Annotated in this window: 25 protein-coding genes; 11 read left to right on the top strand and 14 right to left on the bottom strand. The window is 61.5% G+C overall.

Going from position 1 to position 21,002, the window contains the following annotated elements:
* Positions 1 to 10 precede the first annotated feature (10 nt).
* Both CO657_RS21830 and CO657_RS21825 read left to right on the top strand, forming a co-directional pair.
* Positions 11 to 1,018 (top strand): glycosyltransferase, encoded by a 1,008-nt coding sequence (locus CO657_RS21830; RefSeq protein ID WP_054182095.1) that lies wholly within the window; start codon positions 11 to 13, stop codon positions 1,016 to 1,018.
* Positions 1,015 to 1,392: a GtrA family protein gene (locus CO657_RS21825; protein ID WP_003589149.1), complete on the top strand. Its 378-nt coding sequence runs from the start codon at positions 1,015 to 1,017 to the stop codon at positions 1,390 to 1,392. Before CO657_RS21830 ends, CO657_RS21825 begins: the two co-directional genes overlap by 4 nt.
* On the opposite strand, the gene CO657_RS21820 is transcribed toward CO657_RS21825, so the two are convergent.
* The gene (locus CO657_RS21820; RefSeq protein ID WP_054182096.1) at positions 1,393 to 2,379 is read right to left on the bottom strand and encodes a Gfo/Idh/MocA family protein; all 987 of its coding nucleotides are present in this window, start codon (positions 2,377 to 2,379) and stop codon (positions 1,393 to 1,395) included.
* A 215-nt stretch (positions 2,380 to 2,594) separates the two neighbouring features.
* On the opposite strand from CO657_RS21820, the gene CO657_RS21815 reads away from it, so the two are divergent.
* Positions 2,595 to 3,542, top strand: coding sequence for an aldo/keto reductase (locus CO657_RS21815; RefSeq protein ID WP_003589152.1), 948 nt, complete (start codon positions 2,595 to 2,597; stop codon positions 3,540 to 3,542).
* 13 nt (positions 3,543 to 3,555) lie between these two features.
* On the top strand, positions 3,556 to 3,999 hold the full coding sequence (locus CO657_RS21810; protein WP_054182264.1) for a GNAT family N-acetyltransferase: 444 nt from the start codon (positions 3,556 to 3,558) through the stop codon (positions 3,997 to 3,999).
* On the opposite strand, the gene CO657_RS21805 is transcribed toward CO657_RS21810, so the two are convergent.
* Positions 3,989 to 4,606 (bottom strand): hypothetical protein, encoded by a 618-nt coding sequence (locus CO657_RS21805; protein WP_054182097.1) that lies wholly within the window; start codon positions 4,604 to 4,606, stop codon positions 3,989 to 3,991. The genes CO657_RS21810 and CO657_RS21805 overlap by 11 nt on opposite strands.
* Before the next feature lie 151 nt (positions 4,607 to 4,757).
* Here CO657_RS21805 and CO657_RS21800 point away from each other — a divergent pair, with 151 nt between their 5' ends.
* Positions 4,758 to 5,255 carry a YciE/YciF ferroxidase family protein gene (locus CO657_RS21800; RefSeq protein WP_054182098.1) on the top strand — a complete coding sequence of 166 codons (498 nt, stop codon included), beginning with the start codon at positions 4,758 to 4,760 and terminating at the stop codon, positions 5,253 to 5,255.
* Between the two features lie 133 nt (positions 5,256 to 5,388).
* Here the strand turns inward: CO657_RS21800 and CO657_RS21795 are convergent, their stop codons facing one another.
* Positions 5,389 to 6,282, bottom strand: a complete 894-nt coding sequence (locus tag CO657_RS21795) for a LysR family transcriptional regulator (protein WP_054182099.1) — start codon at positions 6,280 to 6,282, stop codon at positions 5,389 to 5,391.
* A 117-nt stretch (positions 6,283 to 6,399) separates the two neighbouring features.
* Between CO657_RS21795 and CO657_RS21790 the strand changes: the two genes are divergently transcribed.
* Both CO657_RS21790 and CO657_RS21785 read left to right on the top strand, forming a co-directional pair.
* The gene (locus tag CO657_RS21790; protein WP_054182100.1) at positions 6,400 to 7,392 is read left to right on the top strand and encodes an aldo/keto reductase; all 993 of its coding nucleotides are present in this window, start codon (positions 6,400 to 6,402) and stop codon (positions 7,390 to 7,392) included.
* A 91-nt stretch (positions 7,393 to 7,483) separates the two neighbouring features.
* Entirely contained in the window at positions 7,484 to 7,843 is a 360-nt protein-coding gene (locus CO657_RS21785; protein ID WP_054182101.1) for a nuclear transport factor 2 family protein, read from the top strand.
* A gap of 52 nt (positions 7,844 to 7,895) precedes the next feature.
* Here CO657_RS21785 and pheT read toward each other — a convergent pair whose 3' ends face one another.
* The 5 genes from pheT to infC form a co-directional block, all read right to left on the bottom strand.
* A complete protein-coding gene (gene pheT / locus CO657_RS21780; protein WP_054182102.1) occupies positions 7,896 to 10,319 on the bottom strand; it encodes a phenylalanine--tRNA ligase subunit beta in 2,424 nt (807 codons plus the stop codon).
* A 16-nt stretch (positions 10,320 to 10,335) separates the two neighbouring features.
* Positions 10,336 to 11,418, bottom strand: coding sequence for a phenylalanine--tRNA ligase subunit alpha (pheS, locus tag CO657_RS21775; protein WP_054182103.1), 1,083 nt, complete (start codon positions 11,416 to 11,418; stop codon positions 10,336 to 10,338).
* Between the two features lie 149 nt (positions 11,419 to 11,567).
* Complete coding sequence (rplT, locus tag CO657_RS21770) at positions 11,568 to 11,972, bottom strand: 50S ribosomal protein L20 (protein WP_003589162.1); 405 nt, start codon at positions 11,970 to 11,972, stop codon at positions 11,568 to 11,570.
* Positions 11,973 to 12,010: 38 nt separating this feature from the next.
* The gene (gene rpmI / locus CO657_RS21765) at positions 12,011 to 12,214 is read right to left on the bottom strand and encodes a 50S ribosomal protein L35 (RefSeq protein ID WP_003570998.1); all 204 of its coding nucleotides are present in this window, start codon (positions 12,212 to 12,214) and stop codon (positions 12,011 to 12,013) included.
* A 313-nt stretch (positions 12,215 to 12,527) separates the two neighbouring features.
* Positions 12,528 to 13,064 carry a translation initiation factor IF-3 gene (gene infC, locus CO657_RS21760; protein WP_012559640.1) on the bottom strand — a complete coding sequence of 179 codons (537 nt, stop codon included), beginning with the start codon at positions 13,062 to 13,064 and terminating at the stop codon, positions 12,528 to 12,530.
* Between the two features lie 178 nt (positions 13,065 to 13,242).
* On the opposite strand from infC, the gene CO657_RS21755 reads away from it, so the two are divergent.
* Positions 13,243 to 14,067 carry an alpha/beta hydrolase gene (locus CO657_RS21755; protein WP_054182104.1) on the top strand — a complete coding sequence of 275 codons (825 nt, stop codon included), beginning with the start codon at positions 13,243 to 13,245 and terminating at the stop codon, positions 14,065 to 14,067.
* Between the two features lie 118 nt (positions 14,068 to 14,185).
* Here the strand turns inward: CO657_RS21755 and CO657_RS37325 are convergent, their stop codons facing one another.
* Positions 14,186 to 14,326 (bottom strand): hypothetical protein, encoded by a 141-nt coding sequence (locus CO657_RS37325; protein ID WP_245279848.1) that lies wholly within the window; start codon positions 14,324 to 14,326, stop codon positions 14,186 to 14,188.
* Here CO657_RS37325 and CO657_RS21750 point away from each other — a divergent pair.
* The gene (locus CO657_RS21750) at positions 14,259 to 14,831 is read left to right on the top strand and encodes a transglutaminase-like cysteine peptidase (protein WP_245279827.1); all 573 of its coding nucleotides are present in this window, start codon (positions 14,259 to 14,261) and stop codon (positions 14,829 to 14,831) included. The genes CO657_RS37325 and CO657_RS21750 overlap by 68 nt on opposite strands.
* A 658-nt stretch (positions 14,832 to 15,489) precedes the next feature.
* On the opposite strand, the gene mbfA is transcribed toward CO657_RS21750, so the two are convergent.
* The gene (mbfA, locus tag CO657_RS21745; protein ID WP_054182105.1) at positions 15,490 to 16,473 is read right to left on the bottom strand and encodes an iron exporter MbfA; all 984 of its coding nucleotides are present in this window, start codon (positions 16,471 to 16,473) and stop codon (positions 15,490 to 15,492) included.
* A gap of 171 nt (positions 16,474 to 16,644) precedes the next feature.
* On the opposite strand from mbfA, the gene CO657_RS21740 reads away from it, so the two are divergent.
* Entirely contained in the window at positions 16,645 to 17,112 is a 468-nt protein-coding gene (locus CO657_RS21740; protein ID WP_054182106.1) for a group III truncated hemoglobin, read from the top strand.
* Positions 17,113 to 17,116: 4 nt separating this feature from the next.
* On the opposite strand, the gene CO657_RS21735 is transcribed toward CO657_RS21740, so the two are convergent.
* From CO657_RS21735 to CO657_RS21725, 3 genes are all read right to left on the bottom strand, one after another.
* Positions 17,117 to 18,010 carry an EamA family transporter gene (locus CO657_RS21735; protein ID WP_054182107.1) on the bottom strand — a complete coding sequence of 298 codons (894 nt, stop codon included), beginning with the start codon at positions 18,008 to 18,010 and terminating at the stop codon, positions 17,117 to 17,119.
* Positions 18,011 to 18,103: 93 nt separating this feature from the next.
* On the bottom strand, positions 18,104 to 18,655 hold the full coding sequence (recX, locus tag CO657_RS21730) for a recombination regulator RecX (RefSeq protein ID WP_054182108.1): 552 nt from the start codon (positions 18,653 to 18,655) through the stop codon (positions 18,104 to 18,106).
* Positions 18,656 to 18,664: 9 nt separating this feature from the next.
* Positions 18,665 to 19,690, bottom strand: a complete 1,026-nt coding sequence (locus CO657_RS21725; protein ID WP_054182109.1) for a histone deacetylase family protein — start codon at positions 19,688 to 19,690, stop codon at positions 18,665 to 18,667.
* A 136-nt stretch (positions 19,691 to 19,826) separates the two neighbouring features.
* Here CO657_RS21725 and CO657_RS21720 point away from each other — a divergent pair, with 136 nt between their 5' ends.
* Positions 19,827 to 20,438, top strand: a complete 612-nt coding sequence (locus tag CO657_RS21720; RefSeq protein WP_054182110.1) for an HAD-IA family hydrolase — start codon at positions 19,827 to 19,829, stop codon at positions 20,436 to 20,438.
* A 24-nt stretch (positions 20,439 to 20,462) separates the two neighbouring features.
* On the opposite strand, the gene CO657_RS21715 is transcribed toward CO657_RS21720, so the two are convergent.
* Entirely contained in the window at positions 20,463 to 20,981 is a 519-nt protein-coding gene (locus CO657_RS21715) for a GNAT family N-acetyltransferase (RefSeq protein WP_054182111.1), read from the bottom strand.
* Positions 20,982 to 21,002 lie beyond the last annotated feature (21 nt).

The following is a 21,002-nucleotide window of genomic DNA, read 5'->3' as shown; positions in this document are numbered from 1 at the left end:
GAGTAAAGTCATGGCCCGATCGCGTACCGATAAACTGGACATTGCCGTCCTGCTTCCCTGCTATAATGAAGCCGCGACGATCGGCCCCGTGGTGCGGGGCTTCCGGGCGACGCTGCCGGATGCGGCGATCCACGTCTACGACAACAATTCCACCGATGGCACCGCGCTGCAGGCGATGCTTGCCGGCGCGCATGTCGTGCGCGAGCGGCGGCAGGGCAAAGGCCATGTCGTGCGCCGTATGTTCGCCGATATCGATGCCGACATCTACATCATCGCCGATGGCGACGGCACTTACACGCCCGGCGATGCCGAAGAGCTGGTGCGGACGCTGCTGACCGAGCGCGCCGATATGGTGGTGGGAACCCGGCGCGGCGTGCATGCCGATGCCGGCCGCCAGGGCCATGCGCTCGGCAACCGGCTTTTCAACCTGCTCTATCGGACGATCTTCGGCCCCGATTTCACCGATATCTTTTCCGGCTACCGCGCTTTCTCGCGCCGCTTCGTCAAAAGCTTCCCGGCGGTATCGGGCGGCTTCGAAATCGAAACCGAGATGTCCGTGCATGCCTCGCGGCTGAAGCTGCCGGTCAGCGAGCTGGAACTCGATTACGGCCGCCGGCCGGAAGGCTCGCATTCCAAGCTTTCGACATTTCGCGACGGCGGCAAGATCCTCTGGATGTTCGCCATGCTGATGAAGGAAACCCGGCCCTTCGCCTTCTTCAGCACGATCAGCGCCACCTTCATGCTGGCGAGCCTCGGCTTCATGGCGCCGGTGCTGGCGGAATATTTCCAGACGGGCCTCGTCAGCCGCATGCCGACCTGGGTGCTGTCGATGGCGCTGATGATGATCTCCTTCATGCTGTTCACCGCCGGCGTCATCCTGGATTCGGTGGCCCGTGCCCGCGCCGAACAGCTTCGTATCCATTATATGAGCCTGGAGACGCCGAGCGCGACCAAGGCGCCGCTCGGCGAAGCAGCGCCCGCATCGCGCACGCGTCCCGGCAAGGCGGATGCGGCATGAGAAAGCTCGTCCGCTTCGCCATTGCCGGCGGCATCGGCTTTCTCGTCGATGCCGGCGTCCTGTCGGCGCTGCTCCATCTGACGCCGCTCGGGCCATTCCTGGCACGGCTCGTCGCGATCGCGCTGGCAATGGCGGCGACCTGGGCTTTCAACCGGAGCTTCACCTTCGATCGCTCCGGCCGATCGCTTGCTTCAGAAGGCTTTCGCTACGGCTCGGTCGGGGTGACGGCAGCACTGGTCAATTACGGGCTTTATTCCGCGCTTCTGCTGTCGCTGCCGTCCGTACAGCCGCTTGCAGCGATGGTGATCGCCAGCCTCGCCTCGATGATCTTCAGCTTCTTCGGCTATTCGCGCTTCGTCTTCCGGACGGAATAGTCAGACGGCTTCCCAGCCGTCCTTCTCGCTGGCGCGATAGATCGCGTCGATCACCTTCTGGTTCAATTTCGAATTTTCGAGCGTGACGAGCTCTTCCTTGCCGTCCTCCACTGCCCGGGCGAAGGCTTCGACTTCCCGCTTGTACTGGCGGCTGTCCTGGAAACGGAAGATGCGAGATTCATTGTGGCTGCGGTCGGTAAGCTCGATCTCTTCGGGCCCAAAGCGATTGGCGTTGAACGGCGACTTGACCTCGATGTAGCCGTCGGTGCCGTGAAAGACCATGACCTGGCGGTTGGCCATCTGCGTCGAGATATAGAAGCTCAGCTCGAAATCGCCGAAATCGGCTTTGACGCTCGAATAGATATCCGTCCCGAATTCGGGATCGCGCTCGGTAACGGCCTGGATCCGGAGCGGCTCCTTGCCGGTGGAAAACCGCGTGCCCATGACGGGATAGACGCCGATATCGGGAAGGCCGCCGCCGCCAAGCTTTGGAATGTTGCGCATGTTGGCGGCGTCGCGGTTGAAATAGGTAAAGGCGCCCTGCACATGCCGGAGCTTGCCGATCGCGCCCTCGTCGATCAGCGCGCGCGCCTTCTGCCAGACCGGGGAATAGGTGATCATGTAGGCTTCGGTGACCACCACGCGGTTTCGGTCGCGGGCGGCGATCACCTCGTCGATATCGCCGGCCTTCAAGGCGAGTGGTTTTTCGCAGAGCACGTGTTTGCCGGCATCGGCTGCTTTGATCGACCATTCGATATGCTGCGAGGTCGGCAGCGGGATATAGACCGCGTCGATGACGTCGGAGGCCAGCATCTCCTCATAGGAGCCGAAGGCATGCGGCACCGAAAAACGGTCGGCCATCTCCCTGGCGCGGGCGAGATCACGGCTGGCGATCGCTGTGACGACGCAGTTCTCCGCGTCCTGGATTGCAGGAACGACATTGTCGCGGCCGATCTTTGCCGTTGAAATGATACCGAAGCGCAACATGGTCCAAGCCTCCCAAACAGGTGTCTGCGAACCATATTCAGGGCTTCGCTGCGGCGCAATGGCGCGGGCCGAAATCACGGAAGTTTGCCTTCCCTCATGCCAGGATCGCGCTAGGTTCTCTCAGATCGTTAGAGAATGATGTTTCGGCATCATACTCCTGGACGGCGTTCTGCCGTATCCGCGATTTCAATTACATCACCATTTTGGAGAGCGTCATGGAAATGCGCCGGCTTGGAAAAACGGGGCTTTCGATCGCGCCGATCGTCATCGGCGGCAATGTCTTCGGCTGGACGGCCGAAGAGAAAACATCCTTCGCCATTCTCGACGCCTTCTTCGATGCGGGCCTCAACACGATCGATACGGCGGATGTCTATTCCGCCTGGGTTCCCGGCAACAAGGGCGGCGATTCCGAGGAGATCATCGGGCGCTGGCTGAAGCAGGCCAAGGTTTCCCGCGACAAGGCCGTGATCGTCACCAAGGTCGGTTCGGACATGGGACAGGGAAAGACGCTCAAGGAGCGCTATATCCTGAAAGCGGTCGAGGATTCGCTCAGCCGGCTGCAGACCGATTATATCGATCTCTATCTCTCGCATTGGCCGGACGCCGATACGCCGCACGAGGAAACGCTCGGCGCCTTTGCCAAGCTGAAGCAGCAGGGCAAGATCCGCGCCATCGGCTGCTCGAATTATGATGCGACGCTGCTGCAGGCGTCCCTCGACGCTGCCGAAAAGGCCGGCCTGCCGCGTTACGATGTGGTGCAGCCGGAATATAACCTCTATGAGCGCTCGAGCTTCGAGGGGCCGCTGGCCGAGCTCTGCGTCAAAGAGGATATCGGCGTCATCACCTATTTCAGCCTCGCCGCCGGCTTCCTCACCGGCAAGTACCGCAGCAAGGCGGATACGCAAGGCCGCGCCCGCGAGGGCCGGGTTTCGACCTATTTCGACGACAAGGGCCTGCGCATTCTTGCCGCACTCGACAGGGTATCCGCTGAAACCGGCGCCAAGCCCGCGGAAATTTCGCTCGCCTGGCTCTTGCGCAAGAAGGGCGTGACGGCGCCGATCGCCAGCGCCACCAGTCTTTCGCAGCTTGAAAGCCTGGCGAAATCAGCGACACTTCAGCTTTCCGATGACGCGATGGCGCTGCTCGACGAAGCCGGCCGCTGAAAGAGAAGAGACGATGACCGTGACGATCCGAGATGCCCGCTCCGAAGACGAAGCGCGTTGGCGCGAACTCTGGGCTGATTATCTCGCCTTTTACGAGGTTACGGTCGATGCCGATATCACCGACCAGACATGGCGCCGGGTTTTCGATCCGGCGTCGGCGATCGCCATGCGCGTCGCCGAGGTCGACGGCGGGATCATGGGCTTTGCGCTCTATCTCACCCATGAGGGCACGTGGATCCGCGGCAGGGACTGCTATCTCGAAGACCTGTTCGTCGATCCCGAGGCACGCGGCAAAGGCGTCGGGCGGGCGCTGATGGACGATCTCGTCGAGCTCGGCAAGGCGAAGGGCTGGTCGCGGCTCTATTGGCATACGAGCGAACAGAACAAGACGGCCCGGGCGCTCTACGACAGCTATGTCGAGAGCGACGGGCACATCCGCTACCGCATCAGCTTTTGAGCGCGGGAAAACCCTCATACCATTCGGAATGCTGCCCCTCCCAGTTTGTCATGCCCGGTTTGGTGAGGATGCCGCGCGGGCTGATATAACTCTGGATCACCCGTTTTGGCCGTTCGTGCCACTGGATATTGAAGGCCCAGAGCTTAGGGAAGAAGCAGAGCGAGGCATAGGGCAAATGGTCGTGGATCCACCACGCAAGCCGTTGCCAGTCGCTTTCGTCGGTGTAGCGGTCGAGCATCCACGGCACAACGATGCAGACTGCGGCACCCATGCAGCCGTCGAAGTCCCGCATGTCCCAGATGTGATGGGCTGCGGTGGCGGCATTGGTCGAGCAGTTCAGATTGTTGTCGTTGCCGAACCTGTTGACATCGGGCGATCGATAGCCGGAGCGGATATGCAGACGACCGAAGGTCGCTTCCAGCGGCTCCAGCAATTCCTGGCAAAGCCTCCTGCCTGCCTCGATTGCCAGATCGGGATCCTCGGGAATATTGGGAATGCGGTGGAAATCGGCAATTTCGGAGTGCAGGAAATCGCGGAAAAAGAAGTTCTGCGACAGCCTTATCCGGCCAAGATCCTCCAGACCCTTCATCGAACCCGGCTTTCGCATGACGTTCTCTTCCTCTCAATATCGATGGCAGCAAACATCGCCCGGAGCAGATTTCCAGTCCACCCGAAATCGATCGGGAACAATTTGCGCAATCCTTGCTTCTTAATGTGTCGCCGCATTCGCGGCCTTCCCCAGAACAAGGATCGAGAAAATGGCCAAGGAAAAGACGTTGGAAGATCTCTTCTACGATACGCTGAAGGACATCTATTTTGCCGAACGGCAGATCTTGCGCGCCCTGCCGAAGATGGCGCGCGCCGCCCAGTCCGCTGAACTGAAGGCGGGTTTCCAGAAGCACCTGGAGCAAACCGAAGGCCAGGTCGAGCGCCTGCAGCAGGTTTTCGAGAAGATCGGCAAACGCGCCCAGGGCAAGACCTGCGAGGCGATCCAGGGCATTATCGCCGAGGGCGAAGAAATCATGGAGGAATTCAAGGGCACGCCGGCGCTGGATGCCGGCCTGATTTCGGCGGCCCAGGCCGTCGAGCATTATGAGATCGCCCGTTACGGCACGCTGAAGACCTGGGCTGCGACGCTCGGCTTCAAGGATGTCGTCAGCCTGCTCGACCAGACGCTGCAGGAAGAAACGGCGACCGACAAGACCCTCTCGCAGCTCGCCACCACGGCGGCAAACCAGAAGGCCAAGGCTGCCTGAAGGATTTGAGAGCGGGCGGCAGGTCTCTTGCCGGCCGCCCGCATTCTTCTATAGCGCCGCGTCAGACGCGCAAAGGACGCTGTAGCACTTGGAATTGCTGCCTAATTCCTTAGATCGATGACGATCCAAGGAATTAGGCAGCGGCATATCTGAAGAAATCGATGAAGGCCCGCAGCGCCGGGCGCATCTGCCGCCGGGTGGGATAATAAAGAAACGGCCCGGAATAGGGCGCGCACCAATCCTCCAGCACCCGCACGAGGCTGCCGCTCGCCAGTTCGGCATCCACCCGCATGTCGAAGAGATAGGCAAGGCCGGCGCCGTTGAGCGCCGCAAGCAGGGCTAGCCGGTCCTCACTGACAATCAGTGGCCCGTCGACCGCAACGACCAATTCCTGCCCGTCCTTTTCGAATTCCCAGCGATAGATGGAGCCGTTGGTAAAGCGCCGCTTGATGCAACGATGATGGACGAGGTCGCGTGGGTGCTCCGGTTTTGGATAGCGGTTGAAATATTCGGGCGATGCGGCGATGACAGTCGTCAAATGGGGTGAGAACCGCACCGCGATCATATCGGCCTCCAGGCTCTCCTCCAGCCTTATGCCGGCGTCGAACCCCTCCTTGACGATATCGGTGAAGCCATCCTCATTAGCAATCTCCAGGGTGATATCGGGATAGAGGTTGAGAAAATCGCCGAGGCGCGGGGCGAGCAGGAGATCGGAGGCGAAGCGCGGCGCGGTGATGCGCAGGTTGCCGGCCGGCTTGGCGCGCGTGTCGCGGACGGCCTCCAGGGCAATATCGATCTCCTCGAGCGCCGGACGCAGCCTTTCGAGAAGCAGTCGCCCTTCCTCCGTCGGCGCGACGCTGCGGGTGGTGCGCGCCAGAAGCCTGACCCCCAGGCTTTCCTCCAGGCTTGATATGGCATGGCTGATCGCTGACGGCGCGACGAGGAGTTCCTTGGCCGCGGCGCGGAAGCTGCGATGCTCCGAGACGGCAGCGAGAACGGCGAGTTGCGAGAGCTGAGTTCTGTTCATTGATCGAAATGATAGAACAACCCGTTAGAAACCGCATGTATTTTGTGACTGGTGCGGCAAGGATATGGTCTGCCCGTACCGCATAGAGCGGTCGCCAGCTCAGAAAAGGAGCGCAACATGAAAACCCGGAAACTCGGAAACGATCTGACCGTCTCTGCCGTCGGCCTCGGCTGCATGGGCATGAGTTTCGCCTATGGCGCCAGCGACGAAGCGGAATCGGTGAGGACGCTCCATCGCGCCGTCGAACTCGGCGTCACGTTTTTCGACACTGCCGAAGTCTATGGCCCCTTTACCAACGAAGCCCTTGTCGGAAAGGTGCTGAAACCATTCCGCGACCGCGTGGTGATCGCCACCAAGTTCGGCTTCAAGATCGATACCAGCCAGCAAGGTGCCGCCGCCATCGCCGGCGTCGACAGCCGCCCCGAGCATGTGCGGGCGGTCGCCGAGGCCTCATTGAAACGGCTCGGCATCGAAACCATCGACCTCTTCTACCAGCACCGCGTCGATCCCAACGTGCCGATCGAGGAGACCATCGGCGTCATGGGCGAGCTGGTGAGGGAAGGCAAGGTCCGCGCCCTCGGCCTCTCCGAAGCGGGCAGCGCCACCATCCGCCGCGCCCATGCGGTCCATCCGATCGCAGCGCTGCAGAGCGAATATTCGCTCTGGACGCGCGATCCGGAGGAAGACGTGCTTGCCACCTGCCGCGAACTCGGCATCGGCTTCGTTCCTTACAGCCCGCTCGGCCGCGGTTTTCTGACAGGGGCGATCAAGACCGAAGATCTTGCCGCGGATGATTTCCGCCGGCAGGTGCCGCGGTTCCAGGCGGAGAATTTCGACGCCAACGCAGCCCTCGTCGCAACGCTCGAACAGCTTGCCGCCGAGAAGGGTGTGACCGCCGCACAGCTGGCGCTTGCCTGGGTGCTAAGCCAGGGAGACGACATCGTGCCGATCCCCGGAGCCCGCAAGCTTCACCATCTCGAACAGAACGCCGCCGCCGCCGATATCGTGCTGAGCGCGGCCGAACTCGAGCAACTCGGCGCGGCGATCCCGGCCGCACAGGTGGCGGGAAAACGTTATTCGGACGCCTCGCTTGCGATGACGAACCTTTAAGCAACAAAAGCCCGGCCGGATACAACCGGCCGGGCTTGCCATCGCGGCCGGCGAAACTATCTAACGCCATCTCGAAGAACGGGATGACGATATGTCGGACAGGCAGGCAGTCGAACAGACGGTTCATCTCTATGTCGAAGGCATGGCCTTCGCCAATGAGGCGGCCTTGAAAAAGGCCTTTCACCCCAAAAGCTCGATCATCGGCCATTACCAGAATGCCGTCGAATGGCTGACGCGGGACGAATTCATCGCCGCGATCCTGGCGGAAGAGCCGGCCCCGCCCGGCACGCAGCCCTTTATGGATATCCAGAGCGTCGATGTCGAGGGTGATGCGGCGAGCGTCAAGGTCACCGACGATTTCGCCGGGATGCGCTTTACCGATTATCTCTCACTGCTGAAGATCGACGGCCGATGGACGATCGTCAGCAAGCTCTACCATCTTCATAGATGAAAAGACCGGCCAACGCGGCCGGTCGATTATTTCTGTTGTTAGCCGGCAAAGATCAGCTTCTGAGGACGCCGCCGGTGAATTTCGTTACGCTGGCGACGATCTTCTGGGTCAGCGCTTCGAAATCCTCATCTGTCAGCGTGCGCTCGGCCGGCTGGATCTGAACCTCGATCGCCACCGACTTCTTGCCCTCGCCAACCGATGCGCCCTCGAAAATGTCGAAGACGTTGACGCCGGTCACCAGCTTGCGGTCGGCGCTTGTCGCAGCCTTGATGATGGCGCCCGCTTCCACCGTCTTGTCGACGACGAAGGCGAAGTCGCGCTTGACCGCCTGGAAAGGCGAAAGATCGAGCGCCGGCTTGGTGCGGGTCGCCTTTTTCTTCGGCTCAGGCATGGCATCGAGATAGACTTCAAAGCCGCAGAGGGCACCAGAGACATCGAGCGCTTCAAGCGTCAGCGGATGAAATTCGCCGAAATAACCGAGCACGACTTTCGGCCCCATCTTGATCGTGCCGGAGCGGCCGGGATGATACCATTCAGGACCGCCCTGCTCGATCTGGATATTGCCCATCGGCAGGCCGCAGGCTTCGATGACGGCGAGCGCATCGGCCTTGGCGTCAAAAACATCGACCGGCTTGCCGCCGCCCTTGGCGGCGTTCGACCACATGCGGCCAGCGCCGGCAAGCGAGGCCGTGCCGCGGCGGATGCCGCCGGCGACGCGGCGCTGCCCCTCGAGCCTGTCGTTCTCATAGGTGCCGGAGACCTCGAAGAGGGCGACGTCGCCATAACCCTTGTCGGCATTGCGCTGGGCTGCGGTCAGCAGGCCGGGCAGCAGCGAGGGGCGCATATCCGACATTTCGGCGGCGATCGGATTGGCAAGCTTGAGGGCGGGCGAACCGCCGCCGAAAAGCTTTGCCTGATCTTCCGGAATGAAGGACCAGGTGACGGCCTCGAGCATGCCGCGCGCGGCGAGCGCTCGCTTGGCGAGGCGGGTGCGGATCTGCAGCGTCGTCAGGATCTTGCCGTTGACGGCCGCATGACTTTCCAGCGGTGCCGGTTTGATATTGTCGACGCCGTGAATGCGCATGACCTCCTCGACGAGATCGGCCTTGCCATCGACATCGGGACGCCAGGAAGGAACAGCGACGGAGACACGCTCGCCGGAACCGGAGACCGTGAAGCCCAGGCGGGTCAGAATGCTATTGCTTTCCTCATCCGAGACGTCGAGCCCCGTCAGGCGCTTGACCTCGGAATAGGGGAAATCGACGATCTTTGCTTCGTAACCCTTATAGCCGACGACCTCGGCTCTGGCGGCTGTGCCGCCGCAGAGTTCCAGCACCAGTTCCGTCGTGCGTTCGAGACCGGGCACCATATAGTCCGGATCGACGCCGCGTTCGAAGCGGTAGCGGGCATCGGTGATGATGCCGAGGCTGCGGCCCGATTTGGCGATGTTCATCGGGTCCCAGAGAGCGGATTCGATCAGCACGTCGACGGTGTTTTCGTCGCAGCCGGAATGTTCGCCACCCATGATGCCGCCGATCGATTCGATGCCGTCTTCATCCGAGATGACGACATTGTTCGGACCGAGCTTGTATTCGCGCTGATCGAGCGCCAGCACGGTCTCGCCCTCGACGGCGCGGCGAACGGTGAGGTTCCCATTGACCTTGGCGGCGTCGAAGACGTGCATCGGCCGGCCCTGGTCGAAGGTCATGTAATTGGTGATATCGACCAGCGCATTGATCGGGCGCAGGCCGATGGCGGTGAGCCGCTGCTGCATCCAGCGCGGGCTAGCCCCGTTCCTGACGCCGCGCACCAGGCGCAGCGCAAAGCCAGGGCAGAGCCTCTGATCGTCGAGATCGAGGGTCACCTTTACCGGCGTCTCGCCTTCGACGGCAAAGGACGGCGCGGGCCTGGTCTTCAGCGTGCCTAGACCGGAGGCGGCGAGATCACGGGCGATGCCGTGGATCGAGGTACAATCCGGCCGGTTCGGCGTCAGGTTGATTTCAATGACCGGGTCGTCGAGATGCGCATATGCGGCGTAACTGTTTCCGATCGGTGCATCTTCCGGCAGATCGATGATGCCGTCATGGCTGTCCGATATCTGCAGCTCCTTTTCGGAGCACATCATGCCGTGGCTTTCGACGCCGCGAATATTGCCGACGGCAAGCGTCACGTCGATGCCGGGAACATAGGTCCCGGGAGCGGCAAAGGCGCCGATGAGGCCGGCGCGGGCATTCGGGGCGCCGCAGACGACCTGGACCGGCGCGCCGGCGCCGGTATCGACCATCAGCACCTTCAGGCGGTCGGCTTGAGGATGTTTTTCCGCCGAGACAACTCTGGCGATGACGAAGGGCTTGAACGCCGCCTTGTCATCGACATCCTCGACCTCCAAACCGATCTGGGTGAGGCGCGTGCAGATTTCATCGAGGCCGGCATCCGTTTCCAGATGCTCTTTCAGCCAGGAGAGCGTGAATTTCATCGTCCCAATTCTCCGTTCAAGCGCTGAGGCCGCCGAACAGCGTCGGCATGTCGAGCGGGCGGAAGCCGTAATGCGTCATCCAGCGGACGTCGGCGTTGAAGAAATCGCGCAGGTCGGGCATGCCGTATTTCAGCATGGCGATGCGGTCGAGGCCCATGCCCCAGGCAAAACCCTGATATTCGTCCGGATCGAGCCCGCCGTAGCGCAGCACGTTCGGATGGACCATGCCGCAGCCGAGGATCTCCATCCAGTCGGTGCCTTCGCCGAACTTGACGATCGGGCCGGAGCGGTCGCACTGAATATCGACCTCGAAAGAGGGCTCGGTGAAAGGAAAGAAGGACGGACGGAAGCGCATGGTCACGCTGTCGACCTCGAAGAAGGTCTTGCAGAATTCCTCGAGCACCCAGCGGATGTTGGCGACGTTGGCCTTCTTGTCGATGACCAGGCCTTCGACCTGGTGGAACATCGGCGAATGCGTGGCATCACTGTCCTGGCGGTAGGTCTTGCCGGGAATGATAATGCGGATCGGCGGCTTCTGCGTCTCCATGGTGCGCACCTGCACCGGCGAGGTATGGGTGCGCAGCACCTTGCGCTCACCGTTCTCGTCCGGATGGAAGAAGAAGGTGTCGTGCATCTCGCGGGCCGGGTGGCCTTCGGGGAAATTCAGCGCGGTGAAATTGTAGTAGTCGGTCTCGATATCCGGACCTTCGGCGATGGAGAAACCCATGTCGGCGAAGATAGCGGTGATTTCATCGACGATCTGGCTGATCGGATGGATTCGGCCGCGCTCGGCGGGCGAAGAGCGCACCGGCAGGCTGACATCGACGGTTTCGGCTTTCAGCCGCGCATTGATTGCCTCTTGGCGGAGCATCGCCTTGCGGGCGGCGAGCGCCTCGGTCACCGCATTCTTCAAAACGTTGATCGCAGCGCCCCGGGTCTGGCGTTCTTCCGGCGTCATGGCGCCGAGCGTCTTCAACAGTTCGGAGACGGAGCCCTTCTTGCCGAGGGCGGAAACGCGCACCGCTTCCAGGGCCGCCTCGTCATTGGCGGCAGCGATTTCGGCGAGCAGCGATGCGTTGAGCTGGTCGATATCTGACATTGTCACTTCTTTCCGTCCAGTATCAGGCGGGCGATCGGGAGGCAGGCGGCGGCGGCCGGCGCAAGGAATATAAAGAAAGAAAAACCCGCGCTAGCCCAAACCAGCGCGGGTTTCCCAAAATCATAAATTCAAAGCTTGGGAAGCGCTGGTTACTTGACCGCGCCTTCAAACTCGTTGGCCGTACCGGCTTCCTTGAGGTACTCAAGAGCCTTCTTGGCAGCATTGACGAGCGCGCCGAATGCTTCCGGCTCGTGGATCGCCATGTCGGAGAGAACCTTGCGGTCGACTTCGATGCCGGCCTTGTTCAGGCCGTCGATGAAGCGGCCGTAGGTCAGGCCGAATTCGCGGACAGCGGCGTTGATGCGCTGGATCCAGAGCGCACGGAAGTTGCGCTTGTTGACCTTGCGGTCGCGGTAAGCGTACTGCTTCGAGCGATCGACCGCAGCCTTGGCGGTGCGGATGGTGTTCTTGCGACGGCCGTAAAAGCCCTTGGCGGCCTTCAGAACCTTCTTATGCTTGGCGTGGGCGGTGACGCCTCTTTTTACACGTGCCATATCATGATCTCCTTAAATCTAGCGTTCGCGGACGAGTCTCAGAGACCGTTCGGCAGGTAATTCTTGATAACCTTGCGGCCATCCGGTTCTGCGAGAACCATGGTGCCACGTGCATCGCGAATGAACTTGTTGGTACGCTTGATCATGCCATGGCGTTTGCCGGCAGCGGCAGCCTTGACCTTGCCGGTTGCGGTGATCTTGAACCGCTTCTTGGCAGAGGACTTCGTCTTCATCTTGGGCATTTTGCTACTCCTTCTGTCCTCCCTGCGCGCTTCATCAAAAAAGCCCTTCTCGCGAAGTCCGGTTCTCCGGCCGTCGCAACAAGGTGCGGGAGCGTTTGTTGTTGATCTGCGGCTTCGGCGACGAACCGTTCCGCAAGCATTCGAAACTGCCACGGCATGCCCTGCCGGTCAGTTCGGACGCGCGCTTATAACCGCAGCGTCCTGAAAGTGCAACGGGGCTGCGGAGGAATCTTCGCACGCTCGTAAGCACCAGTGTCAGAAAGCACAAAAGCCGCCCTTGCGGACGGCCTTGGGGCGAAAAAGTGCCTGGCGCTTACTTCGGCGCCAGCACCATCATCATCTGGCGGCCTTCGAGCTTGGGCTCGGCTTCGACCTTGGCGAACTCGGTCGTATCGGCCTTGACCTGCTGCAGCAGCTTCATGCCGAGTTCCTGGTGGGCCATTTCGCGGCCGCGGAACTTCAGCGTCACCTTGACCTTGTCGCCTTCGTCGAAGAAGCGACCCATCGCCTTCATCTTCACCTCATAATCATGGGTGTCGATGTTCGGGCGCATCTTGATTTCTTTGACTTCGACGATCTTCTGCTTCTTGCGCGCCTCGGCAGCCTTTTTCTGGTTGGCATATTTCAGCTTGCCCAGATCGAGGATCTTGCACACAGGCGGTTCGACATTGGGGGAAATTTCGACGAGATCGAGGCCGGCTTCCTCAGCCATTCTCAAGGCCTGGTCGGTAGGCACGACGCCCATATTCTCGCCGTCAGCCCCGATCAGCTGAACTTTGGGAATGCGGATTTCACGGTTCGAGCGCGGTCCGTCCTTCACGGGCGCGTCGGTTTTAAAAGGTCTGCGAATGGTCGTATTCTCCTCGCGTTGTTTCGGAACGTTGCAGCCTCGCGCTCCCATATCGGGGTGCACAAACGTGTCGCGTCATCGCTGCAACGGAGTCAATATCATCCTTTAGCGGAAAAATCACCCGCTGTCAGCCTGCCAAGAATCTGTTTTATAGACCAAAATAACAGGAGTTTCGCCGATGTTCGATCAGATGCCCAATGCCCAGCCGCAGTTCCTGACGGTCGGCGAGGGTGAAGCGGTGCGTGATATCGCTATCATCGTCCGCCCGGCGCAAGCCGGCAGCGACGCACCGGCGCTCATCTGGTTATCCGGCTATCGCTCCGATATGAGCGGCACCAAGGCCGTGGAACTCGACGGATTGGCGGCGGAGCTTGGGCTCGCCTGCATCCGCCTCGACTATTCCGGCCACGGGCTCTCCAGCGGCAGCTTCCGCGACGGCACGATCTCGCGCTGGCTGGAGGAGGCGCTGGCCGTCATCCGCCATGTCGCCCCGGAACGGGTGATCCTCGTCGGCTCCTCGATGGGTGGCTGGATCGCGCTCAGGCTGGCGCAGGAACTTGCCCGGCAGGGCGGCCCGAAGCTCGTCGGCATGGTGCTCATCGCACCGGCACCGGATTTCACCTCCGAGTTGATCGAGCCGAACCTCAAGGCCAAGGAGCGCAAGTCGCTTGCCGAGCGCGGCTATTTCGAAGAACGATCGCAATATAGTCCCGAGCCGAATATCTATACCAGGGCGCTGATCGAGGACGGCCGCCAAAACCGGGTGCTCGACGGCATCATCGAAACGGGCTGCCCGGTGCATATCCTCCAGGGCATGAAAGATGCCGACGTGCCGCATGCACATGCGATGAAACTCGTCGAACATCTTCCCGCCGATGACGTGGTGCTGACCTTCATCCGCGACGGCGACCACCGCCTTTCCCGCCCGAGCGATATCGCGCTTCTGCTCAGCGCCGTGAAAGGCATCGTCGGCTCATCGACAAGCAGGCAGATACCCGCTTGAGCCGCACCGGCCGTGAAATTCCCGTGATGAAAGTGCTCAACCCGTTGCATTTTAACCATGTCGGCGAGTCGCAAGGTGCTCCCAAGAAGTAACGATTGACTCTTCTTGGCCCTCTCCATTAACACTTTGTTAATAAATAAGGGGCGATGCGAGGAAGAGCGGGCGTGCGGATGAAGGGTATTTTTGTGGCCATGATGGCCATGTTTGCGATGGCGACGGCCGCCATACCGGCCCCCAGCAGAAATGCTTCAATGGTCACGGGCAATGCCACATCCCAGCCGATCGGACACTATGATTTCTGTCAGATCCACCGCAGCGAATGCGGGGCAAACCGCAATTCCGGTCCAGTCGAGATGACCCCGGCAAAGTGGTCGCTGGTGCGTTCGGTCAACGCCACGGTCAACCGCACGATCACGCCGATGACCGACAAGGAAATCTACGGCAAGGATGAAGTCTGGGCCTATCCGACCACTGCCGGCGACTGCGAGGATTTCGCGCTGCTGAAGCGCCGCATGCTGATCCAGCGCGGCTTTTCGGCCGCCGATCTGCTGATGACCGTCGTGCGCAAGCCCGACGGTGAAGGCCATGCCGTGCTGACGCTGCGCACCGCCGAGGGCGACTTCGTACTCGACAACCTCGCCTCCGACGTCAAGCCCTGGTTTGGCACGCCCTATTCCTTCGTCAAGCGCCAGTCGAGCTACAATTCCGGCCGCTGGGTCACCATCGAGAACGGCCGCGACGTTCTGGTCGGCGCACTGCGGTAAGAGTTTTTGGGGGGCGTGGGAAAAGGCCGGCGAAAGCCGGCCTTTTGCTTTTTGGGTGGACGGTGTCTTTTTCTATGCCCGAGAACTGTAGTGTTTGCCGCTACCTGCCTTTCGCTTACGCTTAAGGCGTTCGTCGCTTGCGCTCCTCACTCCCCTCATCTGCCCTGACGGGCATCTTCTCCCCGCTGGGGAGAAGGGGGAGCGAGCTGAACGGTCATCATTTGCATATCAAAGGTCTCAAGAGGAATGAGCCGCCACCACGAATCCCCTTCTCCCCAACGGGGAGAGATGCCGGCATGCGGTCTCTCCAGCCTCATCCTGAGGTGCGTAGCCCGAAGGGCGAAGCCTCGAAGGACGGGGCTGGGCCACCGGCCTCGGCAGATGTAGATGCTGTGGGGTGGCATTCCCCCACCCGCCCTCGTGGTTCGAGACGGCCCTGCGGGCCTCCTCACCATGAGGGCTAATCGTTGAGCGCGTCTGAGATCAGCCTTCCTCGCCGAAACATTCGACGCGACCGGCAAAGCTGATCGTTGGGCGGACCGCCCGAAATAAAGGCTTCGGCATGCTCCACTGCTGCCCGGCCTTTCGCCTTGGGCTCAGCGCGTTCGTCGCTGCAATCGATTCACTGGATCGATTGCTCGGCTTCGCCAACCGCCCCTCACCCATTCCCAATCAAAATACCCGCGCCGAGCACCAGGCCGCCGCCGAGGACCACTTGGAAGGCGGCGCGCAGGAAGGGGGTTTCCATGTAGCGGTTCTGGATGAAGGCGATTGCCCAGAGTTCGAAGAAGACGATGATTGCGGCGGTGATTGTCGCCGTCCACAAGTGCGGGATGAGGTAAGGCAGGGCGTGGCCGAGGCCGCCGAGCGCCGTCATGATGCCGCAGGCAAGGCCGCGTTTGACCGGCGAGCCCCTGCCGGAAATCTTGCCGTCGTCATGGGCGGCCTCGGTGAAGCCCATCGAGATGCCGGCGCCGACGGAGGCGGAAAGACCGACAAGGAAGGTCTGCCAGGTATCCTGCGTGGCGAAGGCTGCGGCGAAGATCGGCGCCAGCGTCGAGACCGAACCGTCCATCAGCCCGGCAAGGCCCGGCTGCACATAGGTCAGCACGAATTGCCGATGCACCGTTTCGTTCTCGTCGCGTTTGACATCTTCGGGCGTATGTTTGTCGCCCAGCATGCGGGCGATATCCTCATGCCCCTGTTCGGCAAGCGCGAGGTCACCGAGAAGTTCGCGCGTCGAGGCATCCGAGGTGCGTTTTGCCGCCTCGACATAGAAACGGTAGGCCTGCTCCTCCATCGCCTCGGTTTCCCGGCGCATCGCATCCAGCGTCAGATTTGCCCTCAACCAGTCGGGCTTGCGCTCATAAAAACCTTCGACATGTTCGCGCCGGATCAGCGGAATGCGCTCGCCGAAACGCTGGCGATGGATCTCGAACAACGATTTGCGATGCGTGTCCTCGACCTCGGCCATGTCTTCGAAGACTTTGGCCGAGGCCGGGAATTCGCGGCGCAGCCTGTCGGCATAGGCGAGATAGATGCGGGCATCGTCTTCCTCGGAGGCGATCGCGAGGGCGAGAATCTCCTGCTCGGACAGCGATTCGAACGATCGTTTCGAGGATCTGAAAAACCGCGCCAGCATGACTTACTCCATATTTTAGAATTATTCTAAATCTAAAGAAGGAGAGGATGAGGGTCAAGAGTGCGTGAAGGCCCGCTGACAGATTGCCGCAAGCAGGCACTGATGACTTTGGCTCACCGTCATGAACACCTATATGAAGAGCGCCGCATCACGCGGCGCCGGGGTTTTGCAATGAACAATGAGATTCAGGGCCGCCCTGCCCATGTCGCGGCGATCCGCGAAAGGGCGGAGGCCGAGATGCTGGACATGGGTGTCGACGAGGCCTTCATCGGCAGGCTGGTCGAGACTTTTTACGCTCGCGTGCTTGCGCATCCCGATCTCGGCCCGGTGTTCGACGCGCGGCTCTCCGGCCGCTGGCCGGCGCATATGGAGAAGATGAAAAGTTTCTGGTCAGCGGTCGCCTTCCGCAGCGGCGCCTATGGCGGCAAGCCGGTGCAGGCGCATACCGGCGTCCAGAACCTGACGCCCGACCTCTTTCCGAAATGGCTGTCGCTGTTTGCCGCGACGCTCGACGATATCGCGCCAACGCCGGAAGCCAAGGCCTGGTTCATGGCGACGGCCGAGCGGATCGCCAAAAGCCTGACGCTCTCGCTGTTCTACAATCCCGCCCTCGACGATCCCACTAGGAGGACGGGCTGATCCCTTACTGCTTTGCCGAAAAGGTCGCGCCGGCGCTTGCGGCGACGACCAGCGCCGTTCCCGCCATCTGCAGCAGGGTCATAGGCTGCGCCAGAATGGCGAAGCCCGCAAGTGCGGCAATGGCCGGCTCGAGGCTCATGAGGATGCCGAAGGAAGTTGTCGGCATGCGCCGCAGGGCAATAAGCTCCAGCGTGTAGGGTAGCAGCGGCACGAGAACAGCAAGGCCCGCCATTTCGATCAGGCCATAACTATCGAGCGCCGGCACCGCGCCTGCAAAGCCGAAAGGTGTGGCGACCAGAGCGGCAACCATCAGCGACATGGAAAGCCCTTCCAGCCCCTTAAAGCTTGCGCCGATCTTCTTGGTGAGCACGATGTAAATCGCCCAACCGGTTCCCGCGCCGCAGGCGAAGAGAATGCCCTGAATATTCCCAACCCAGCCTTCACCATCATGGGCAAGAGCGAGAACGCCGAGCGCGGCAATCAACGGCCAGACGAGGCGCCGGCTGAGCCCGTAGCCGATGGTCGCGACCGAAAGCGGGCCGAGAAAATCGATCGCTACGGCAAGACCGAGCGGTATGCGCTCGATCGCCGCGAAAAAGCTCATCGTCATCAGCGCCGTCGTCGTGCCGAGAACCAGAGCGCTCGTCCATTGCTCTCTCGTGTAGCTGAATATGCGCGGACGGACCGCGACGGCCAGAATGAGGGCGGCAAAGGCAAGGCGCAACCAGCTGGCGCCGGCAGGCCCATAGGCGGCGATGGCGGAGGAGGAAAGTGCCGCGCCGAACTGGATCGAGGACATGGACATCAGGCACATCAGCGCGCCAGCCGCCAGGCCGCCAGATGCTGCAGGCGCTTTCATTGCCAGCACGCCGGAACCGTCACTCGTTCTCTCTTCCATGTGCAGCATCTCCGCTTGAGAGCTCTTCATACGGAGGCGACTTGAAAGCGGCAAATTCAAACTTCTGATCCAGGCAGCAAAAGACCTGATGCATCAGAGGCGGCCGGAGAAGATCACCTCCTCGGCGTCTTCGAAGCTCATGTCGAAGACCTTCTTGCCGATCTCGAAGCTGAAGCCGTTGCGGGCGAAGGCGGAGAGTTCCTTCGCCTTTCGCTTGTCGTCGAGCTCGACCCGGCGGAAGGGACCGAAGGCGCGTTTGCGGGCAAATATCGCCGCAGCACAGAGATCGTCCGCCGCCTCAAGTGCCGCCTCGACCTTATCGCCGGAGACGCCCTTGGCTGTCAGCTTCTGGGCGATCGCGCGCTTCGATTTGCCGCCGCGCACGGCAGAGCGCGTGCTGATCTCGGCATAGGCGCTATCGTCGAGTACCTTGTTGTCATAGGCAAATTTGACGGCGAAATCGGCGACCGCCTTGAGCTGTGCGGCGCTGATATCCTCGAACTTCTCCTTGGCCTTGCGGGTGATGGCGTCGAAGAGCTGCTTTTCCGACATCATCCGCCGCTCGAGACGATAGATGGCGGAGTTGCGCGCCCAGCTCAGCATGCGCGGTGTCGGGATATCGGATGGAATAGTCTCGTCGGTCATATCAAGCGATCAGGCTTCCAGACCCTTGAGAACATTGGCGACGTTGAGGCCGATTTCCGGCACGCCGTAGCCGCCCTCCATGCAGGCAAGCACCGGCAGGCCGGCAGAAGCGATCATCGCACCCATGCGGATGAAATCGTCGGAGGTCAGGCTGAAGAAGGAGATCGGGTCGCGCTCGAAAGTATCGACGCCGAGTGCGACAACGATCGCCTCGGCGCCAAAGGCCTTGATGCGGACAAGTGCATCGGCAAGGGCCGCAGACCAGACGTCCCAGGGCGTGCCCGGCGGCATCGGATAATTGCGGTTGGCGCCGGTGCCCGCCCCCTCGCCCTCCTCGTCGGCATGGCCGAGGAAATAGGGAAAGGCCTGCATGGGATCGCCGTGCAGCGAGGCGGTGAAGACATCGCCTCTGTGATAGAAGAGATCCTGCGTGCCGTTGCCATGGTGGAAATCGACATCAAGCACGGCGACCTTTTTCGCGCCGCGATCGAGCAGCCGCTGCGCCGCCACACCCGAATTGTTGATGAAGCAATAACCGCCGAAAAGATCGATGCCGGCATGATGGCCAGGCGGGCGGCAGAGCGCAAAGGCGAAACGATTGCCCTCACCCAGCCAGTCGGCGCCCGTCAGCGCGCAGCGCATCGAGGCGATCGCCGCCTCGTAGGAACCCTTGGTGATCGAGGTGTCGGCGGCATTGGCATAATGGCCGATCGCGCCGACGATATTATCGGGCACGCGCTGGCTGGTGCGGCGGACCGGAAAGGAATTGGCGATCGCCTCGCCGGTGAAACCGGCCGCCACCCAGCGGTCCCAGACCGTGGCGAGAAAATCGAGATAGGCGGGATCATGCACCTTTTTGGCCGTTTCCAGCCCGTGCGCATCGGGCGCCACGACATCTGCAAAACCCGCCTCCTTGACCGCCGCCAGGATCCATTCGGCCCGGAACGGCGCCTCGAATGGCGTCACCAGCTGGCCGGCATGGAGCTCAGTCTTGGCATCGCGCAGCTTGTGGTCTTCGGAATAAATGACGCGCATTTCAGATCCTGCCGTTGATTGAAGGTCGAGATTTACACGGGGTTGCCGCGACAAAAAAGCGGTGAAGCGACCTCTTGATCATCCAGAGCAACAACGCCACCTTCGCCGGTGTTTCGAGAACGAGGAAATTTTCCGCATGAAAGTGTTGATGGTCGATGTCGACGGCGTGCTCATTCATGGCCGGCCGGCCGATGGCCTGCCGCACTTCACCTATCTTGAGCGCGATCTCGGGCTGCGCCTCGACCTGCTGCAGCGGGAATTCTTCCAGACCTGCTGGGCCGACATCATCGTTGGCCGTGAGCCGTTGGAGCCCAGCCTTGCCAAAGTGCTGGCAAAGATCGCGCCGCAGCTCAGCGCCGCGACGCTGATCGATTACTGGTTCGAAAACGATTCCCATCTCGACCGCGTTCTGCTCGATGAGCTTGCTGCTCTCCGGCAAAGCGGCGTCACGTTGTTCCTGGCGACCAATCAGGAGCACAGGCGGGCGCGCTACCTGATGGAGCAGTTGGGTCTTAACGCCCATTTCGACGACATCCTCTATTCCGCAGCGCTCGGACACAGCAAACCGTCGCCGGATTTTTTCCGGCTGGCGACCGAGCGGGCCGGCGCCCTGCCCGGCGAGATCGGCTTCATCGACGATATGACGGTGAATGTCGAAGCGGCGCGGCAGTTCGGCTGGAACGCGGCGCAATGGACGGCAGGAGCCAGGCTCCGCGAGACGCTTTCCGCTTTCAGCCATTCGCGATGAGCCATCTGAGATAAGCCGGCGCATTCAGGCGAGCCGCTTGTAGAACAAGGTGGTATCGCAGAAGCCGCCTTGCGGCCACAGGGCATAATCGGGGATGACGCCGACACGCTGCCAGCCCAGGCGCGGATAGATCGCCTCGGCATCGCTACCGGTTGCCGTGTCGAGCACTAGCAGGGTCTTGCCGCATCTCGCCGCCTCGCGCTCGGCGGCCTGCATCAGCAGCCGGGCGAGACCGCGCCCGCGGGCGGAGCGATGCACCAGCAGTTTCTTCAGATCGCCGCGGTGCGGCTGGTTCGGCATCTGCGCGGCGCCCACCTGCACCGTGCCGACGATCCGGCCTTCCAGTTCGGCGACCAGCAGCAGATTGCCGCCGGTAGCGACCGCGTCGGCGACATCGCGCCAATAGGGTTCGGCATCGTCTGACCCATAGGGCTGCATGAAGCCGACGGAGGCGCCGCCGGCGACGCAATCGGCAAGCACTTGTGCCAGCGCTGGAATGGCGGCGCGCGCCTCCTCGGCGGAAAGGGTGCGAATATCGGGCATGGTCTTCTCCTGAAATGAATG

This window comes from Rhizobium acidisoli (genome assembly GCF_002531755.2).
Lineage (GTDB): Bacteria > Pseudomonadota > Alphaproteobacteria > Rhizobiales > Rhizobiaceae > Rhizobium > Rhizobium acidisoli.
This window is presented reverse-complemented; position numbering and strand designations above follow the sequence as displayed.

Coding starts and splice junctions, on each gene's coding strand:
- CO657_RS21830 (WP_054182095.1), top strand. CDS start 11: ATGGCCCGATCGCGTACCGATAAACTGGACATTGCCGTCCTGCTTCCC.
- CO657_RS21825 (WP_003589149.1), top strand. CDS start 1,015: ATGAGAAAGCTCGTCCGCTTCGCCATTGCCGGCGGCATCGGCTTTCTC.
- CO657_RS21820 (WP_054182096.1), bottom strand. CDS start 2,379: ATGTTGCGCTTCGGTATCATTTCAACGGCAAAGATCGGCCGCGACAAT.
- CO657_RS21815 (WP_003589152.1), top strand. CDS start 2,595: ATGGAAATGCGCCGGCTTGGAAAAACGGGGCTTTCGATCGCGCCGATC.
- CO657_RS21810 (WP_054182264.1), top strand. CDS start 3,556: ATGACCGTGACGATCCGAGATGCCCGCTCCGAAGACGAAGCGCGTTGG.
- CO657_RS21805 (WP_054182097.1), bottom strand. CDS start 4,606: ATGCGAAAGCCGGGTTCGATGAAGGGTCTGGAGGATCTTGGCCGGATA.
- CO657_RS21800 (WP_054182098.1), top strand. CDS start 4,758: ATGGCCAAGGAAAAGACGTTGGAAGATCTCTTCTACGATACGCTGAAG.
- CO657_RS21795 (WP_054182099.1), bottom strand. CDS start 6,282: ATGAACAGAACTCAGCTCTCGCAACTCGCCGTTCTCGCTGCCGTCTCG.
- CO657_RS21790 (WP_054182100.1), top strand. CDS start 6,400: ATGAAAACCCGGAAACTCGGAAACGATCTGACCGTCTCTGCCGTCGGC.
- CO657_RS21785 (WP_054182101.1), top strand. CDS start 7,484: ATGTCGGACAGGCAGGCAGTCGAACAGACGGTTCATCTCTATGTCGAA.
- pheT (WP_054182102.1), bottom strand. CDS start 10,319: ATGAAATTCACGCTCTCCTGGCTGAAAGAGCATCTGGAAACGGATGCC.
- pheS (WP_054182103.1), bottom strand. CDS start 11,418: ATGTCAGATATCGACCAGCTCAACGCATCGCTGCTCGCCGAAATCGCT.
- rplT (WP_003589162.1), bottom strand. CDS start 11,972: ATGGCACGTGTAAAAAGAGGCGTCACCGCCCACGCCAAGCATAAGAAG.
- rpmI (WP_003570998.1), bottom strand. CDS start 12,214: ATGCCCAAGATGAAGACGAAGTCCTCTGCCAAGAAGCGGTTCAAGATC.
- CO657_RS21755 (WP_054182104.1), top strand. CDS start 13,243: ATGTTCGATCAGATGCCCAATGCCCAGCCGCAGTTCCTGACGGTCGGC.
- CO657_RS21750 (WP_245279827.1), top strand. CDS start 14,259: ATGATGGCCATGTTTGCGATGGCGACGGCCGCCATACCGGCCCCCAGC.
- mbfA (WP_054182105.1), bottom strand. CDS start 16,473: ATGCTGGCGCGGTTTTTCAGATCCTCGAAACGATCGTTCGAATCGCTG.
- CO657_RS21740 (WP_054182106.1), top strand. CDS start 16,645: ATGAACAATGAGATTCAGGGCCGCCCTGCCCATGTCGCGGCGATCCGC.
- CO657_RS21735 (WP_054182107.1), bottom strand. CDS start 18,010: ATGGAAGAGAGAACGAGTGACGGTTCCGGCGTGCTGGCAATGAAAGCG.
- recX (WP_054182108.1), bottom strand. CDS start 18,655: ATGACCGACGAGACTATTCCATCCGATATCCCGACACCGCGCATGCTG.
- CO657_RS21725 (WP_054182109.1), bottom strand. CDS start 19,690: ATGCGCGTCATTTATTCCGAAGACCACAAGCTGCGCGATGCCAAGACT.
- CO657_RS21720 (WP_054182110.1), top strand. CDS start 19,827: ATGAAAGTGTTGATGGTCGATGTCGACGGCGTGCTCATTCATGGCCGG.
- CO657_RS21715 (WP_054182111.1), bottom strand. CDS start 20,981: ATGCCCGATATTCGCACCCTTTCCGCCGAGGAGGCGCGCGCCGCCATT.